This is a genomic window from Halorubrum trapanicum (assembly GCF_002355655.1).
Classification (GTDB): domain Archaea; phylum Halobacteriota; class Halobacteria; order Halobacteriales; family Haloferacaceae; genus Halorubrum; species Halorubrum trapanicum_A.
Window position 1 is genome coordinate 1008647 of record NZ_AP017569.1, and the last position, 15141, is coordinate 1023787.

The window sequence follows — 15141 nt, forward strand, 5'->3', positions numbered from 1 at the left end:
GCCCGTGGCACGCACATGGACGAGGAGTCGCTCCGCGGGCGGTCGGTCGGAGTGGTCGGGGCGGGCGTCGGCGGGCTCTCCGCGGCGGCCTACCTCGCGGCCGACGGCGCGGAGGTGACGGTGTACGAGCGCGCCGAGCGGGTCGGCGGGGTGGCCGGCCGGCTGGAGGTCGACGGGTTCCGGTTCGACACCGGTCCGTCGTGGTACCTGCTGCCGGACCTGTTCGAGCGGTTCTTCGACGACTTCGGTCGGTCGCCCGACGAGTTCTACGAGCTGACCCGGCTCGACCCGCACTACCGCGTGTGCTGGGACGACGGCGACAGCGCCGACGTTCCCGCCGATCCGGACGCGGCCGCCGACCTGTTCGAGTCGTACGAGCAGGGGGCGGGCGCGGCGTTCCGCGAGTACCTCGACGACGCCGAGCGAGCGTACGACGCCGGGATGGAGCGGTTCGTCCTCCCCGGGCGGTCGCGGTTCCGCGACTACCTCTCGCTCGACGTGCTCGCCGGGGGGCGGGAGCTGGATCTCCTGTCCAGTCTCGACGAGCGGGTGCGGTCGTACGTCGACCACCCGAAGCTCAGACAGCTGCTGGAGTACACCCTCGTCTTCCTCGGCGGGTCGCCGCACAACACGCCGGCGCTGTACCAGCTGATGAGCCACGTCGACTACGGGCTCGGCGTCTACTACCCGATGGGCGGGATGTACGAGGTGATCGAGGCGGTCGAGACGGTCGCCCGCGAGGCCGGCGCCGACGTCCACACCGGCGTCGAGGTGACGGGGCTGGAGCCGGTCCAGGGGGGCGTCGAGGTCGAGCTCGGCGGCGACCGCTACGTCCACGACCGAGTCGTCTGTAACGCGCCGCCCGCGCACGTCGAGCGCGAGCTGCTCCCGGACGGCACCGTGCCGCGGCTCGGCGACTACTGGGAGCGGCGGACGTACGGCCCCTCGGCGCACCTGCTGTACCTCGGCGTCGAGGGGGAGCTGCCGGAGCTGGAACACCACACGCTCGCGCTGCCGACGGACTGGGACCCGCACTTCGCGGCGATCTTCGACGATCCGGCGTGGCCGACGGGGGAGGTCGAGCCGGTCGTGTACGTGAACGTCCCGTCCCGGACCGACCCCTCGGTCGCGCCCGAGGGCCACGAGGCGGTCGTGACGCTCGTGCCGCTCGCGCCGGGGCTCGACGACACGCCGGAGCGCCGGGCGGCGCTCAGGGAGCGCGTCCTCGACGCGGTGGCGTCGCGGACCGGCGTCGACCTCCGCGACCGGATCGTCGCCGAGGAGTCCGCGTGCGTCTCCGAGTTCGCGGAGCGGTTCGACCAGCCCGGCGGGAGCGCGCTCGGGCTAGCGCACACGGTGCGACAGACCGGTCCGCTCCGTCCCGGGCCGCGCGTTCGCGGCACCGACCGACTCTACTACGTCGGCGGGAGCAGCAACCCCGGGATCGGCGTCCCGATGTGCCTGCTCGGCGGCGAACACGTCGCCGACGCCGTCGCGGCGGACGTCAGCGGCGGGCCGTTCGACCGGCTTCCGCTGGTCGGTCGGTGACCGACGCGTCGCCGTAACGTCCGTCCACTCCTCGATCCGGTAATCGGAATGTTTTGAGAAATACCGCCCGATAACGGAATTCATCAAGAAAACCTTACCAGTAAGGTTAGTACATTTAATAAATACGCGGCGTACTTTTCGGCGTCGCATGATCGAAACAGCCGCGGCCGACCTGCTCGCAAGCGGAACAGTCCCGCTCGAAATGACCCAGACCCAGATCTTCGAGGCGATTCAGAGCGACACCCTCCTCGCCTCGTCGCTCTGGATCAACATCGCGCTCGCCGGCCTCTCGATACTCCTGTTCGTCTATATGGGGCGAAACGTCGAGGACCCCCGCGCCCAGCTGATCTTCGTCGCCACGCTGATGGTACCGCTGGTGTCGATCTCCAGCTACACGGGGCTCGTCTCCGGGCTCACGGTGAGCTTCCTCGAGATGCCGGCCGGCCACGCGCTGGCCGGCCAAGAGGTACTCACCCCGTGGGGGCGGTACCTCACGTGGGCGCTGTCGACGCCGATGATCCTGATCGCGCTCGGGCTGCTGGCCGGGTCGAACACCACGAAGCTGTTCACCGCGGTCGTCGCCGACATCGGGATGTGCGTCACGGGGCTCGCGGCCGCGCTGACCACGTCCTCGTACCTGCTGCGCTGGGTCTGGTACGTCATCAGCTGCGCGTTCTTCGTCGTCGTCCTCTACATCCTGCTCGCCGAGTGGGCCGAGGACGCCGAGGTCGCCGGCACCGCGGACATCTTCAACACGCTGAAGGTGCTCACCGTGGTCCTGTGGCTCGGCTACCCGATCTTCTGGGCGCTCGGCGCCGAGGGGCTCGCCGTGCTCGACGTCGCGGTCACCTCGTGGGCGTACAGCGGGATGGACATCGTCGCGAAGTACCTCTTCGCGTTCCTCCTGCTGCGCTGGGTCGTCAACAACGAGCGGACGGTCGCCGACGTGGCGTCCGGGCTCGGCTCGGGCTCCCGCGGCGGCGCGGCGCCCGCCGACGACTGACCGGCCGCGGTCCGTTCTCCGCCTCTCTGTATTTTAACCGACGACGAGCCGCCGCCACGGCACCCGAGAGCGAAGCGCTAAACCCCCGGCGGCGGTGAGACGAGACATGAAGCAGGCCATCGTCGCCCGGGCGGACATCGGCATGGGCGAGGGGAAGCTCGCCGCGCAGGTCGCGCACGCGTCGCTGTCGGCGTACCAAGACGCGGGGCGGCGCGCGCGGAAGAAGTGGCAGGGGGAGGGCCAGAAGAAGGTCGTCCTCAGGGGCGACTCCGAGAGCCAGCTGTTCGAGCTGGCCGACAAGGCCGACACGGAGGGGCTGCCCTACGCCGTCGTCCGCGACGCCGGCCACACCCAGCTGGAGCCGGGCACCGTCACGGCGCTCGCGGTCGGGCCCGCCCGCGACGACAGCGTCGACCGCGTCACCGGCGACCTCTCGCTGTACTGAATGACTTCCGAACGCACGCTCCGCGAGGCGCACCCGACCGAGCGCGCGGTGGGGATGGACCACTACGTCAGCGGCGCCGACGGGATCGGCGGGCGGCTCCGCGAGTCGCCCGAGGACTTCCGCGTCCGCGAGCTGGAGGCGTTCGACGCGGCGCCGCTCGACGCCGACCCCGGGAGCTACCCCGACGTAGTCCTCCGGGCGACGCTCCGCGACTGGGACACCAACGACTTCGCGCGCCGGCTCTCGGACGCGCTCGGAATCAGCCGCGAGCGCGTCTCGTGGGCCGGGACGAAGGACAAGCGCGCCGTCACCACGCAGCTGTTCACGGTCCGCGGCATCGACGCCGACGACCTCCCCGAGATCCGCGGCGCCGAGATTGAGGCGCTCGGCCGGGCGGGTCGGAGCCTCTCGTTCGGCGACCTGGCGGGCAACGCCTTCGAGATCCGCGTCGCCGACGCGGTCGACGAGGCGCCCGAGCGCGTCGCCGAGGCGGTCGCCGACCTCCGGGCGTTCGCGGGCGGCGAGGGCGCTGACGACGGGGATAACAGCGGCGACGCGGACGCCCACGAGTTCTCGATCGAGGCGACCGTCGGCGTCCCGAACTACTTCGGCCAGCAGCGCTTCGGCAGCCGGCGGCCGGTGACGCACCTCGTGGGGCTCGCGATCGCCCGGCGCGACCCCCGTGAAGCGGTCCGGCTGTACGCCGGCAACCCGGCCGAGACGGAGCCGGACGACACCCGGGCCGCGCGCGACCGCGTCGACGCGGCGTTCGGCGTGAGCGGGGGGAGCGAGTCCGGCGACGCCGGCGACGGTCCCGCCGCCGACGGCACGGGCGACGGCGACTGGACCGCCTGTCTCGACGCGATCCCCGGCAAGCTCCGGTTCGAGCGCTCGATGGTCCACCGGCTCGCCGACCGCGGCGTCCCCCCCGACGCGCCGCCCGACGACGAGGACTGGTGGCACGCGCTGGAGGCGGTGCCCTCGAACCTCCAGCGGCTGTTCGTCAACGCCGCGCAGTCGTCCCTCTTCAACCGGATCGCGAGCGAGCGACTGCGCCGCGGGCTCCCGTTCGACCGCCCCGTCGCCGGCGACGTGGTCTGTTTCGCCGACGGCGACGCGCCCGAGGCGCTGTACGCGCCGGACACCGACCGGCTCCAGCGGGTCGACGAGGACCGGGTCTCCCTCGTCGCCCGCCACTGCGAGCGCGGGCGGGCGTTCGTCACCGCGCCGCTCGTCGGCACCGAGACGGAGCTCGGCGACGGCGAGCCGGGGGAGATCGAGCGGGAGATCCTCGCCGACGCCGGGATCGAGCCGGGCGACTTCGCGCTCCCCGGCGAGTTCGACTCCAAGGGGACCCGGCGGGCGATCCTCCTGCGCACGGACCTCGACGTGACGTTCGCGGACGGCGACCCGCGCTTCGCGTTCGCGCTCCCGAGCGGCTCGTACGCGACCGTGCTGCTCCGCGAGTTCACGAAGCGCGGCCCGCTCGACCTCTGATCGATCCACGATTGTGTACTACTAAGTGAGTTCAGCGGTCGAAACCACCACATTACTGTGTTCCGTTCCGAGCCGTTTTTGTGCGACAGCCCGCAACCGAAGGCATGACCCGGATCGTCGTCATCGACCTCCACGGCCAGTTCACCCACCTCGAACGGCGGGCGCTCCGCGACCTCGGCGTCGACACCGAAATCGTCTCCGCGGACACGCCGACCGACGAGGTCGACGCGGACGGAGTCGTCCTCTCGGGCGGCCCGGACATGGACCGCGTCGGCAACGCCCCGGACTACCTCGAACTGGACGTCCCCGTCCTCGGGATCTGTCTGGGAATGCAGCTGATCGCCGCGGAGCTCGACGGGTCGGTCGGCGCGGGCGATTACGGCGGCTACGCCGACGTCGACGTCGAGATCACCGACGACGAGGACCCGCTCGTCGGGTCGCTCGCGCCCGAGACGCGCGTCTGGGCCTCGCACGCCGACGAGGTGACCGAGCTGCCCGACGGGTTCGCCCGCACCGCCACCTCCGACGTCTGCGGCATCGAGGCGATGGCCGACCCGGACGCGGGGCTGTACGGCGTCCAGTGGCACCCCGAGGTCGCCCACACGGAGCGCGGTGAGGAGGTCTTCGAGAACTTCGTCGCGATCTGCGAGTCGGCGTAGGAACGTCGGCAGGCAGCCGAGAACTATTCGCTGATGTGCGCCGTCAAAACCGGGAGTTCGCTATATCGGACGACCCGCTCGGCGACCGACCCCGCCGTGACGAAGCGCCCGATCCCGGTGCGGCCGTGGGTCCCCATCGCGATCAGGTCGGCCCCGTAGTCGGCCGCGGCGTCGAGGATCTCCTCGTGCGGGCGACCGCGACGGAGGTGGAGTTCGGCTTCGACGCCCCGCTCCGCGGCCGCCTCCGCGACCGCGTCAAGCGCGCGCTCGCCGCGCTCCTCCTCGCGTTCGACGACCATATCCCACTCGTCGGCGCCGGCGACGCCCTCGTCGACGACGAACAGCCCGTGGATCCGGGCGCCCGTCAGCGCGGCGAGCCCGCAGGCCTGCTCGATCGCGGCGGCGCTCCCGGCGCTCCCGTCGGTCGGACATAAGATTGCGTCGTACATCGGTGTCGGTCTCGCGCCCCCGTCTCAGAGCCGGTACCGCCGGACCGTCGCCTCGCCACAGCCCGGGCACTCGTGGCGGTACTCGACGGTCGCGCCCGTCGTCGCGGCCGTCCACTCGCTCTCCTCGTCGACGAACCCGCACTCCTCGCAGACGTGCGGTCGGCCGTCGAAGCGCGCCCGGAGCCGGTCGAACGCCGTGGTACCGCCGGTACGAGATGACATGTGGTAACGGTACTCAATAGCATTATTAATAGTTTACTACGAGGGGTAGCAGCCGCGCCCAGCGGCAGGAGTAGCTCCTCGCGTCCGACATCGACTCCGGAAAACGGGTGTGCCGCCCACCTGACGGACGGACGGACGTGCCGCCTGACAGTCAGGCGCGCCGCCTACTCCGCGAACAGCTCGTCGACGGCCTCACCCGCGGTCTCGACGGCCTCCTGCGCGACCGCCTCGCGGTCGGGCTCCGCGTCCTCGGGCGCGTTGAGGTAGACGTCCACGTCGAGGACGCCCTCCTCGAACGTGACGGTGACGTCCAGATCCGTGACCGTCGACTGGTCGTAGTGTTTGAACACGATCCCCTCGGCCGCCTCGGCGGCGGTGCGAACGACTTCGTCGTCGCTCGGCTCCGAGTCGGCGTCGGCGTCGTCGGGCACGGCCTTACGCGCCGCCGGCGCCCGGACCGCCCGGTCCCATCGGGCCGCCGCCGCCGCCCGCGCCGCCCTGGAGCATCTGCTGGAGCTCGCTCTGGAGGTCGTCGAACTGCTCTTCGACGCGCTCCTCCTGCTTCTCGAGCTGCTCGACGCGGACCTCGAGCGAGTCGACCTTCTCCTCGAGGTCGTCGTAGGCGGACTCGTAGTCCGTCTCGACGAGGACCTCGCCGATCTCGCGGTACATCCCCGCGTCCTCGTCGACGTCTTCGAGGGCGTCGAGGGCGGTCTTCGACTCGTTGAGCGCGGACTGCGCCTGCTCCTTCTGCTCGGCGACCTGCTGTGCGGTCTCCTGAAGCTCCTGCAGTTCCTCGATCTTCTCCTGTGCCTCGGGCGGCATGTTCCCTTGCATGGGCGGACCGAGGCGGCCCGGACAGAAAAACCCCTTACTTCTCCGACGAGGGAGAGATGGGCTCGCAGCGGCCCGAAGAGTCGCGGTATCGGCGTATTCGGTGAGCCTCAATCGCGCCCCGCGCCGACGTCCTCGGCGACCGCGACCAGCCGCGACCAGCTGTTGACGCCGGCGCGCAGCGCCACGAGGTCGTCGGCGAGCACGCGGACGCGGACCGACTCGCCCTCGCGGTCGACCGTCGCGCTCGATCGGGCGTCGTCGATCTCGCCGACCTCGGGACCGAGCGCGTCGGCCACGACGCGGGCGCGCCGCTCGGTGGGGTAACTGAAAGAGAGGACCGTCTCGTGTGCGCGCGTCGCCGTCACGGTCCGAAATGGAGGGAGGTCGCTTACTCGACGTCGACTTCCTTGATGTCGCCGCCGCGCTCCTTCAGGAGGACGCGGTGGCCGCAGTACGGGCAGCGCACGCCGCCGTACTCGTCGAGGGTGACGTCGCGCTTACAGCGGGAGCACTTGTAGCTCATCGTCCTATTCCTCGTCGGCGAGCGCGGCGCGGATGGAGCGGCGGACGGTGCGACCGCCGGGCGTCTCGGGGCGGTACGCGCCGCCCGTGAACGTCTCGCCGGTCTCCTCGTTGACCCAGATGCCGGTGCCTTTGCGCGTGACGTCGTCGCCGTCGACGGTCGCGTTGCGCATCTCCGCTTCGATGTCCTGGACCCGCTTGCGGGAGACCCGGCCGTAGCGGGCGCCGAATCGGCCCGCGCTGCCGGTGCTTCGAGCCTTGTCCTCAGCCATAGTAGCCACTTCTACCGCCAGCGTAGGTAAAAAGGCTGCGAGTTGGGGGCGGGCGGCGACGACGGAGTACGAGCCGAAGGCGGTGGCGCGTGCCTGCGAGCGGCCGGAGCGAAGCGGAGGCCGCGAAGCCAGCACCGCGCGAGGGAGTCAGTCGCCGGAGCGAAGCGACGGCGACTGACGAGGCTGGGGAGGCGTGAGGCTGCTGTGCGGGGCGGTGCGGGGTGGGACTCAAAGGGGCAGTCAGGAGGCAGGCGCAGGCGAAGTAAGCACCGCAGCGAAGGAGCGACAGCGACTGAGCGAGGAGCGCAACGAGCGTGCGCCTGCCTCCTGGCTGGGGCTTTGCCAGTGTTCGCTGTTGATCCGTAGTCGAGTTCGGACAACCGAGCGACTGGGGCTTTAGAGGTGTTCGTGTCGATGTTGTCGGTAGGAATCATACACACAGCGACGTACCGACCGCAACCTCTTTCACTACCAAGTAATACTACCAAGTTGTATGAAGGGATTCAACGGCTTCGCGGACGTGAGCGAGACGGACGTGACGAGAGCGATCGGAAACGAGTGGACGGACGGATTCCTCGACTTCACGGACTCCGAGGTCATCGTCCTCGGCGGCGGCCCCTCCGGGCTGATGGCCGCGAAGGAGCTGGCCGAGCGCGGCGTGAAGGTGATGATCGTCGAGAAGAACAACTACCTCGGCGGCGGGTTCTGGCTCGGCGGCTTCCTGATGAACACGGTGACCGTCAGAGATCCCGCACAGGAGATCCTCGACGACCTCGACGTCGACTACGAGCCGGTCGCGGACGTGGACGGCCTCTACACCGCGGCCGGGCCCGAGGCCTGCTCCGGGCTGATCAAGGCCGCGTGCGACGCCGGCGCGCGCGTCCAGAACATGACGGAGTTCACCGACCTCGTCGTCCGCGACGACCACGAGGTCGGCGGCATCGTGATGAACTGGACGCCGGTCCACGCGCTCCCGCGCGAGATCACCTGCGTCGACCCGATCGCGGTCGAGTCCGACCTCGTGATCGACGCGACCGGCCACGACGCCGTCGCGATCAGCAAGCTCGACGAGCGCGGCGTCCTCTCCGCGCCCGGCATCGAGCACGCGAAGGAGCACAACACCGGCATGGACCAGACGGGCGACGGCGAGTACGGCGCCCCCGGCCACGACTCGCCCGGCCACGACTCGATGTGGGTCGGCGAGAGCGAGGACGCCGTCGTCGAGCACACCGGCGTCGTCCACGACGGCCTGATCGCCTCCGGGATGGCGGTCGCGACCGCGCACGGCCTCCCGCGGATGGGGCCGACGTTCGGCGCAATGTTAGTGTCGGGGAAGCGCGCCGCACAGACCGCGCTGGACGAGCTTGAGGTCGACGCGCCCGAGGTCGAGCTGTCGGTCGGGAGCGGGCCCGCGCCCGCAGACGACTGACGAGTCACCGCTGACGCTCCGGCGCCGGACTCCCCCGCGTACTCGGTCGATCTTTTATAAGTGGTTACCGACGAAGCGACGGCGAACACCTCCAAAGCCCCAGCCGCGAGGACGCCGCACACTCGCTGCGCTCCTCACTCGGTCGCTCACTTCGTTCGCTCCCTCGTTGCGGTGCTTACGTCGTCTGCGGCGTCCTCGCGACTGCCCCTTTGAGTCCCGCCCCGCGCCGCACAGCGCCGCAGCCTCACGCCTCCCCAGCCTCGCGGCTCACGCTTCGCGGCTGCGCCGCTCGCGTTCGCCGCGTCCCTCGCGCGTGCTGTCTCGCGGCCTCCGCTTCGCTCCGGCCGCTCGCAGGCACGCGCCGACCGCGTGTTGATTTATAAACGGACGTCGCGCTCCGGAGCCTGAACCCGCGACACGACCGTCCTTCACGAACGTTTACTCGGGAGCGACGCAACCGGGTGCCTTTTTCCGGCGCTACGTCGAACCCGGCGACATGCGAAACGCCAAGATCGTCTGTACGATCGGTCCCGCCTCGGACGACCGGGACACGATCCGCGGCCTCGCCGACGCGGGGATGTCCGTCGTCCGGCTCAACGCCAGCCACGGAACGACCGACCACCGGGAGACGGTGATCGAGCGCGCTCGCGAGGTCGACGAGGAGATCGACGACCCGCTCGCGGTGATGGTCGACCTGAAAGGGCCGGAGGTCCGCACCGCCGAGATCGACGAGCCGATCTCGCTCGCGACGGGGTCGGAGGTCACCTTCGCCGAGGGGGACGACGCGACCCCCGATCGCGTCGGCCTCACCCACTCGATCGGGGCCGCCGAACCGGGCGACACGATCCTGCTGGACGACGGCCGGATCGAGTGCCGCGTCGAGCGCGTCGACGGCGAGTCCGTGGTCGCGACGGTCGTCTCCGGCGGGAAGCTCGGCTCGCGGAAGGGCGTGAACCTCCCCGGCGTCGCCATCGACGTCGACCTGATCACGCCCGAGGACGAGGCGGAGCTCGACCTCGCGGCCCGGACGAACGCGGACTTCGTCGCCGCCTCGTTCGTGCGCGACGCCGACGACGTGTACCAGATCGCCGACGAGCTGGAGGCCCGCGGCGGCGCCGACATCCCGATCGTCGCGAAGATCGAGCGCGCCGGGGCGGTCGAGAACCTGGAGGGGATCGTCGACGCCGCCGACGGCGTGATGGTCGCCCGCGGCGACCTCGGCGTCGAGTGTCCCTTAGAGGACGTGCCCGTGATCCAGAAGCGCATCATCCGGACCTGCGTCAACGAGGGCGTCCCCGTCATCACCGCGACGGAGATGCTCGACTCGATGGTCTCCTCGCGGCGACCGACCCGCGCGGAGGCGTCCGACGTGGCCAACGCCGTCCTCGACGGCACCGACGCCGTGATGCTGTCGGGCGAGACCGCCGTCGGCGAGGACCCCGTCAACGTCGTGGAGACGATGGACCGGATCGTCCGGCAGATCGAGGCCAGCGACGAGTACGCGGAGACGCGCGAGCAGCGCGTCCCGACCGCGGAGGAGGGCTCGCGCACGGAGGCGCTGGCGCGGTCGGCGCGCTACCTCGCGCGCGACATCGGCGCGTCGACCGTCGTCGCCGTCTCCGAGTCCGGCTTCACCGCGCGCAAGACGGCCATGTTCCGGCCGGGCGTCCCGGTCGTCGCGACGACGCCGAACGACCGTGCCCGCCGCCAGCTCGCGCTCTCGTGGGGCGTCCGCCCCGTCCTGACCGAGTACGCCGACGACATGGAGGGGATCCTCGACAACGCGGTCGACGCCGCGCTCGACCGCGGCGGCGCCAGGTCCGGCGACACCCTCGTGGTCCTCTCCGGCATGCTCACCGAGTTCGAGGGGACGAACACGACGAACACCCTGAAGGTCCACGTCGCCGCCGAGACGGTCGTGACCGGGAAGGCGGTCGTCGCCGGCCGCGTCGCCGCCCCCGTTCACCGGACCGAAGACGGCGACCTCGACGCGCTGCCGGACGGCTGCGTCGTCGCGCTCGGCGCCGACTTCGACGGCGAGTTCTCCGGCGACCTCGACCGGATCGCCGGCATCATCGACGCCCGCGAGGGGATGACCGGCTACCCCGCCGTCGTCGCCCGCGAGCTCGGCGTCCCGATGGTCTCGGGCGCCGGCCTGCCCGAGTCCGTCGCGGACGGCACCACGGTGACCGTCGACGGCGAGCGCGGCGTCGTCTACGACGGCGACGTGCTCCGGGCGGCCCGAGATCGGTAGGTCGCCCGACCCGAACGCACCGACCGCTCCGACCATCCCACCCGACCCGACCGTCTCACCCGACCCGACCGTCTCACCCGACCCGACCGTCTCACCCGACCAGACCGCCCCATCCGACCCGACCGCCCGCGCCCGCCAGCCATTTATTACGGAGTCGCGTACGTCCGACCATGAGCGACGAATCCGGCGACGAGGCCCGCGACCGGGACTCCGCCGACGCCTCGGAGTCGGCGGAGTTCGGCGAGCGGAGCCGGGCCAACGACGCCGGCGACGAGAGCGCGGACGACGGGCGCGAGTGGCGCTTCGCGGTCGACGACGTCGGCCCGGACGGGGTCACCGAGGACACCGCCACGCCGGCGGACGAGCCGATAGAGCCGGGCGACGTCACCCTCGAACACGCGGTCTTCGTCGTCCTCGGCGTCGCGCTCACGGTCGGCGTCCTGCTGGTCGGGTTCTGAACGCGACCGTCGCCGCTCGGGCGCGAACCCGCACCGACGGCGGCCGACCCGACCGACGCCGCGGGCGCGCGCACCACTTATCAGGCCGCGGCCGTAGGACCGAACATGAACGCGCTCGCACAGTCCGGGCTCCTCTCGCCGGACACCCTCCCGCTCCTGCTTTTGACCGCGGGGCTGCTGCTCTCGATGGCGGAGGCGCTCGCCCCGGGAGCGAACTTCATCGTCGTCGGCATCGCGCTCATCGGCGCGGGGCTCGGCGGGCTCGTGTTGAGTTCGCTCGGCGTCGCCGGCGCCCTCCTCACGCTGCTCATGGCGCTCCTGACGCTCGCCTTCGGCGCCGCCGCGTTCTACGGCTACCACGAGTTCGACCTCTACGGCGGAAAAGGGCAGCAGCAGACCAGCGACAGCGACTCGCTGAAGGGGAAGACGGGGACGGTCACGGAGCGGGTGACCCCCACGGGCGGCGAGGTGAAGCTCTCCGGCGGCGGGTTCAACCCCCACTACTCCGCGCGCTCGATGGACGGCGAGATCGACGAGGGCGAGGAGGTGATGGTGGTCGACCCCGGCGGCGGCAACGTCGTCACCGTGGAGTCGACCGGGTACGTCGAGGACGACATCGATCGCGAGCTGGCGGCCGACCGCGCGCGGAAGGCGGCCGCGAGCGACGCCGACGCGGATGAGACCGCCGCGAGCGAGGCGGAAGGAGACGGCGCGGAGCCGGAGACCGACGCGGAACGGGAGCCGGAGTTCGACCGGGAGTGAGGCGCCCCGGCGGAAACGCCGCTCCCCCGCCCGAACCGCGACCGGAAAAGCACTTGTCCGTCGCCGCCGATTCCCCGGCGATGCCCTCCCCGCTCTCCGCTCTCGCGAGCCTGCCCGGTAGCCTCATCGACCGCGTCCGCGACGCCTTCGACTCCCCCCGCGCCGGCGGGGTCGCGGTCGCGCTCGTCGTGGTCGTCACGATCGGCACCAGCGTCGGGATCCTCGCGCTCGGGGCCGTGTTCGACGCGACCGTCGACCAGCAGATCACCGTCGACAACCCGGACCGCCCCCTGGAGTCGACCTGCGAGGCGTTCGGCGACGACTCGGATTCGGTCTTCGCCGAGGAGTGCGACGAGCCGGCGCGGACCGAGGTCGACGCGGGGGAGGAGCTCCGCGACGCCGCGACGGGACTCGTCCATTACGGGCTGTTCGGCGTCCCGCTCTGGTGGGCGCTGTTCGCGGTCGCGCTCCACGTCGGGGCGCGCGTCGCGGGCGGCTCCGGCTCCGTCGGCGACTCATTCGTGATCGCCGGCTGGGCGATCGGCGCCGAACTGCTCCGGCTCGCCGCCGGCCTCGCGGCGATCTGGTACACGCTCTCGAACGCGGCGATATCCGGGTCGACCGGCGAGGCGGTGGCGAGCGACGTCGTCGCCGCGATCACGGGCGCGACCGGCCCGCTGCTCGTGGCGTCCGCGGTCGCGATCGCGGTCCAGTGGGTGATCGTCGTCGGCGGGCTGGAGGCCGAGTACGACCTCGGCCGCGGGGCCGCGGCGGGGGTGACGACGTTCTTCGCCGTCGTCGCGCTGCTGCTCGCGGCGATCTGACCGCCCGCCGAGCCTCCCGCCAGACTGGTCGCGACCGGAGGCGCCGAGCGCCTCGCCGACGCCGCCCGGGCGCTCGCGACCGCGGATTCGGGAGTTTTTAAGCCGCCGGCGCTCCCCGTCTCGGTATGATCCTGTCCGACGCCGACATCCTCGACCGGCTCGCCGAGGGCGACCTCGCGATCGAGCCGCTCGACGACGTCGACCAGCAGGTCCAGCCCGCGAGCGTGGACCTGCGGCTCGGCGAGCGGTTCCTGGAGTTCCAGCGCACCAACATCCCCTGTATCCACCCCACCGACGCGGGCGAGGTGGGCGAGTACGTCATCGAGACGACCGTCGACGAGGGCGACGAGTTCATCCTCCACCCCGGCGACTTCGTGCTCGGGACGACCGCCGAGCGCGTCGCGATCCCCGACGACCTCGTCGCGCACGTCGAGGGGCGCTCCTCGCTCGGGCGGCTCGCGATCGTGGTCCATGCAACAGCCGGTCTGTGCGACCCCGGCTACGAGGGCCAGATCACCCTCGAATTGTCGAACCTCGGCACCGCCCCCGTGGCGCTGTCGCCGGGCATGCGCGTCTCGCAGCTCACCTTCACGGAGCTGAAGCGGCCCGCAGAGCGCCCGTACGGCGCCGAACGCGGCTCGAAGTACCAGGGACAGGACGGGCCGCAGGCGTCGCGGATCGGCGACGACCCCGAGTTCGCGGGCGAGGATGGCGACCGGGCGGCGGGCTCGGAGGGCGGAGAGCGATGAGGTTCATCGAGGAGGTCGTCGTCGACGAGTTCCTGCCGACCGTCCGCTCGATGCTCGCCGAGGACCTCCGCGACCGCGGGTTCACGCAGTCGGAGGTCGCCGACGCGCTCGGCATCTCGCAGTCCGCGGTCTCGAAGTACGCCGCCGGCGACGTGGCGAGACACGAGCGGATCGTCGGCGACGAGCGCGTGCGCGACCTCGTCGAGCGCGTGGGCGAGGGGCTCGCGAGCGGCGACCTCACGCCCGTGGCGGCGCTCGTCGAGATCGAGGTGCTGATCCGCCAGCTGGAGGAGGGAGACCTCCTCGCGGACCTCCACGAGGCGGCCATGCCCGCGCTCGCCGACGCCGACGTGGAGTTCTCGGTCCACGACCCGGACAGCGGCCTCCGCGAGCGCGAGCGCGTCCTCACCTCGGTCCGGCGCGGGCTCCGGACCCTGACGAACGCCTCCGGGTTCGCCGGGCTCATCCCGAACGTCGGCGCGAACGTCGCCGAGTGTCTCGCCGACGCGGCCACCGTCGACGACGTCGCGGCGGTCCCCGGCCGGCTCGTCGACGTGAAGGGCCGGGCGATGGTGCCCGGCGAGCCGGAGTTCGGCGTGAGCGAACACGTCGCGACGGTGCTGCTCGCGGCGCGCGAGGCGGGCGCGGACGTCCGCGGCGCGGTCAATCTCCGGTACGACCCGGGGACCGTCGAGGCGCTCGCGGCCGATCACCCGACCGTCGAGTTCGACGCGGAGCGACCGACCCGCGAGGCCGTCGCCGACGCGGTCGCGGCGGCCGACCGCCCGGCCGGTTCGGAGACGCTCGTGGCCTACCAGACCGGCGCGGTCGGCGTCGAACCGATCGTCTACGTCCTCGCGCCGACCGCGGCCGAGGCCGCGCGGATCGTCCGCGAACTGTTGTGAGCCGGTGCGGGCCGCCCGCGGCCCGCCGCGGACCGACCGCCGCCGACGCTTTTTAGACCGGACCGCACGAATCGAGGGGTGTGACTCGGATCCGACGGCCCGGGATGCGGATGCGCTCCTCCTAGCGACGGGCGGACCCGTCGCGTCGTCGCCGACCGGTAACGCGGTCGACGCCGCCGCGGCGGCGAATCCCGTCGCCTCTCCGCAGCGCCCGGGCCGTCGACAGCCTCGCGGACCGCGCAAACCTCCTCGCGACCTGCGCGATCCTCGTCGGCCCCGAACCAGCGGGCTTTAGACCCGATCGAC

The 15141-nt window shown here is 71.6% G+C and carries 19 protein-coding genes; 12 read left to right on the forward strand and 7 right to left on the reverse strand.

The genetic code is table 11. The annotated features are described in order from the left end of the window. Nucleotides 1-15 precede the first annotated feature (15 nt). The 5 genes from CPZ01_RS04915 (at nt 16) to CPZ01_RS04935 (ending at nt 5152) form a co-directional block, all read left to right on the forward strand. Nucleotides 16-1548: a phytoene desaturase family protein gene (locus tag CPZ01_RS04915; protein ID WP_096393700.1), complete on the forward strand. Its 1533-nt coding sequence runs from the start codon at nt 16-18 to the stop codon at nt 1546-1548. 202 nt (nt 1549-1750) lie between these two features. Beyond that, nucleotides 1751-2551: a bacteriorhodopsin gene (locus CPZ01_RS04920; RefSeq protein ID WP_096396138.1), complete on the forward strand. Its 801-nt coding sequence runs from the start codon at nt 1751-1753 to the stop codon at nt 2549-2551. 106 nt (nt 2552-2657) lie between these two features. Further along, nucleotides 2658-2996: a peptidyl-tRNA hydrolase Pth2 gene (pth2, locus tag CPZ01_RS04925; protein ID WP_096393701.1), complete on the forward strand. Its 339-nt coding sequence runs from the start codon at nt 2658-2660 to the stop codon at nt 2994-2996. Beyond that, on the forward strand, nt 2997-4493 hold the full coding sequence (gene truD / locus CPZ01_RS04930; RefSeq protein ID WP_096393702.1) for a tRNA pseudouridine(13) synthase TruD: 1497 nt from the start codon (nt 2997-2999) through the stop codon (nt 4491-4493). It begins immediately after the preceding gene. Nucleotides 4494-4597: 104 nt separating this feature from the next. Then, complete coding sequence (locus CPZ01_RS04935) at nt 4598-5152, forward strand: GMP synthase subunit A (protein ID WP_096393703.1); 555 nt, start codon at nt 4598-4600, stop codon at nt 5150-5152. Nucleotides 5153-5175: 23 nt separating this feature from the next. Here CPZ01_RS04935 and CPZ01_RS04940 read toward each other — a convergent pair whose 3' ends face one another. The 7 genes from CPZ01_RS04940 to CPZ01_RS04970 all read right to left on the reverse strand — a co-directional run bounded on the left by CPZ01_RS04940 (nt 5176) and on the right by CPZ01_RS04970 (nt 7454). Next, nucleotides 5176-5601, reverse strand: coding sequence for a universal stress protein (locus CPZ01_RS04940; RefSeq protein ID WP_096393704.1), 426 nt, complete (start codon nt 5599-5601; stop codon nt 5176-5178). A 24-nt stretch (nt 5602-5625) separates the two neighbouring features. After that, nucleotides 5626-5823: an HVO_0649 family zinc finger protein gene (locus CPZ01_RS04945; protein ID WP_096393705.1), complete on the reverse strand. Its 198-nt coding sequence runs from the start codon at nt 5821-5823 to the stop codon at nt 5626-5628. A gap of 164 nt (nt 5824-5987) precedes the next feature. Beyond that, entirely contained in the window at nt 5988-6254 is a 267-nt protein-coding gene (locus tag CPZ01_RS04950; protein WP_096393706.1) for a DUF3194 domain-containing protein, read from the reverse strand. 4 nt (nt 6255-6258) lie between these two features. Further along, nucleotides 6259-6648, reverse strand: coding sequence for a prefoldin subunit beta (locus CPZ01_RS04955; protein ID WP_026046168.1), 390 nt, complete (start codon nt 6646-6648; stop codon nt 6259-6261). 119 nt (nt 6649-6767) lie between these two features. Next, nucleotides 6768-7025 (reverse strand): KEOPS complex subunit Pcc1, encoded by a 258-nt coding sequence (locus CPZ01_RS04960; RefSeq protein ID WP_096393707.1) that lies wholly within the window; start codon nt 7023-7025, stop codon nt 6768-6770. A 23-nt stretch (nt 7026-7048) separates the two neighbouring features. Beyond that, nucleotides 7049-7183, reverse strand: a complete 135-nt coding sequence (locus tag CPZ01_RS04965; RefSeq protein ID WP_007994536.1) for a DNA-directed RNA polymerase subunit P — start codon at nt 7181-7183, stop codon at nt 7049-7051. A 4-nt stretch (nt 7184-7187) separates the two neighbouring features. After that, a complete protein-coding gene (locus CPZ01_RS04970) occupies nt 7188-7454 on the reverse strand; it encodes an eL43 family ribosomal protein (RefSeq protein WP_007994537.1) in 267 nt (88 codons plus the stop codon). A gap of 493 nt (nt 7455-7947) precedes the next feature. On the opposite strand from CPZ01_RS04970, the gene CPZ01_RS04975 reads away from it, so the two are divergent. From CPZ01_RS04975 to CPZ01_RS05005, 7 genes are all read left to right on the forward strand, one after another. Then, nucleotides 7948-8883 (forward strand): thiazole biosynthesis protein, encoded by a 936-nt coding sequence (locus CPZ01_RS04975; protein WP_096393708.1) that lies wholly within the window; start codon nt 7948-7950, stop codon nt 8881-8883. Between the two features lie 496 nt (nt 8884-9379). Further along, nucleotides 9380-11137, forward strand: coding sequence for a pyruvate kinase (pyk, locus tag CPZ01_RS04980; RefSeq protein ID WP_096393709.1), 1758 nt, complete (start codon nt 9380-9382; stop codon nt 11135-11137). A gap of 170 nt (nt 11138-11307) precedes the next feature. Next, complete coding sequence (locus tag CPZ01_RS04985; RefSeq protein WP_096393710.1) at nt 11308-11595, forward strand: DUF7312 domain-containing protein; 288 nt, start codon at nt 11308-11310, stop codon at nt 11593-11595. Between the two features lie 105 nt (nt 11596-11700). Then, a complete protein-coding gene (locus CPZ01_RS04990; protein ID WP_096393711.1) occupies nt 11701-12357 on the forward strand; it encodes an NfeD family protein in 657 nt (218 codons plus the stop codon). Between the two features lie 80 nt (nt 12358-12437). Beyond that, nucleotides 12438-13181: a YIP1 family protein gene (locus CPZ01_RS04995; protein WP_096393712.1), complete on the forward strand. Its 744-nt coding sequence runs from the start codon at nt 12438-12440 to the stop codon at nt 13179-13181. A 125-nt stretch (nt 13182-13306) separates the two neighbouring features. Further along, entirely contained in the window at nt 13307-13930 is a 624-nt protein-coding gene (gene dcd, locus CPZ01_RS05000; protein ID WP_096393713.1) for a dCTP deaminase, read from the forward strand. Further along, nucleotides 13927-14835: a thiamine-phosphate synthase family protein gene (locus CPZ01_RS05005; protein ID WP_096393714.1), complete on the forward strand. Its 909-nt coding sequence runs from the start codon at nt 13927-13929 to the stop codon at nt 14833-14835. Before dcd ends, CPZ01_RS05005 begins: the two co-directional genes overlap by 4 nt. The last annotated feature ends 306 nt before the right edge of the window (nt 14836-15141 follow it).

Bases quoted from the DNA above. Each gene is read 5' to 3' on its own strand.
- CPZ01_RS04915 (WP_096393700.1), top strand. From the start codon at position 16: ATGGACGAGGAGTCGCTCCGCGGGCGGTCGGTCGGAGTGGTCGGGGCG.
- CPZ01_RS04920 (WP_096396138.1), top strand. From the start codon at position 1,751: ATGACCCAGACCCAGATCTTCGAGGCGATTCAGAGCGACACCCTCCTC.
- pth2 (WP_096393701.1), top strand. From the start codon at position 2,658: ATGAAGCAGGCCATCGTCGCCCGGGCGGACATCGGCATGGGCGAGGGG.
- truD (WP_096393702.1), top strand. From the start codon at position 2,997: ATGACTTCCGAACGCACGCTCCGCGAGGCGCACCCGACCGAGCGCGCG.
- CPZ01_RS04935 (WP_096393703.1), top strand. From the start codon at position 4,598: ATGACCCGGATCGTCGTCATCGACCTCCACGGCCAGTTCACCCACCTC.
- CPZ01_RS04940 (WP_096393704.1), bottom strand. From the start codon at position 5,601: ATGTACGACGCAATCTTATGTCCGACCGACGGGAGCGCCGGGAGCGCC.
- CPZ01_RS04945 (WP_096393705.1), bottom strand. From the start codon at position 5,823: ATGTCATCTCGTACCGGCGGTACCACGGCGTTCGACCGGCTCCGGGCG.
- CPZ01_RS04955 (WP_026046168.1), bottom strand. From the start codon at position 6,648: ATGCCGCCCGAGGCACAGGAGAAGATCGAGGAACTGCAGGAGCTTCAG.
- CPZ01_RS04965 (WP_007994536.1), bottom strand. From the start codon at position 7,183: ATGAGCTACAAGTGCTCCCGCTGTAAGCGCGACGTCACCCTCGACGAG.
- CPZ01_RS04970 (WP_007994537.1), bottom strand. From the start codon at position 7,454: ATGGCTGAGGACAAGGCTCGAAGCACCGGCAGCGCGGGCCGATTCGGC.
- CPZ01_RS04975 (WP_096393708.1), top strand. From the start codon at position 7,948: ATGAAGGGATTCAACGGCTTCGCGGACGTGAGCGAGACGGACGTGACG.
- pyk (WP_096393709.1), top strand. From the start codon at position 9,380: ATGCGAAACGCCAAGATCGTCTGTACGATCGGTCCCGCCTCGGACGAC.
- CPZ01_RS04985 (WP_096393710.1), top strand. From the start codon at position 11,308: ATGAGCGACGAATCCGGCGACGAGGCCCGCGACCGGGACTCCGCCGAC.
- CPZ01_RS04990 (WP_096393711.1), top strand. From the start codon at position 11,701: ATGAACGCGCTCGCACAGTCCGGGCTCCTCTCGCCGGACACCCTCCCG.
- CPZ01_RS04995 (WP_096393712.1), top strand. From the start codon at position 12,438: ATGCCCTCCCCGCTCTCCGCTCTCGCGAGCCTGCCCGGTAGCCTCATC.
- dcd (WP_096393713.1), top strand. From the start codon at position 13,307: ATGATCCTGTCCGACGCCGACATCCTCGACCGGCTCGCCGAGGGCGAC.
- CPZ01_RS05005 (WP_096393714.1), top strand. From the start codon at position 13,927: ATGAGGTTCATCGAGGAGGTCGTCGTCGACGAGTTCCTGCCGACCGTC.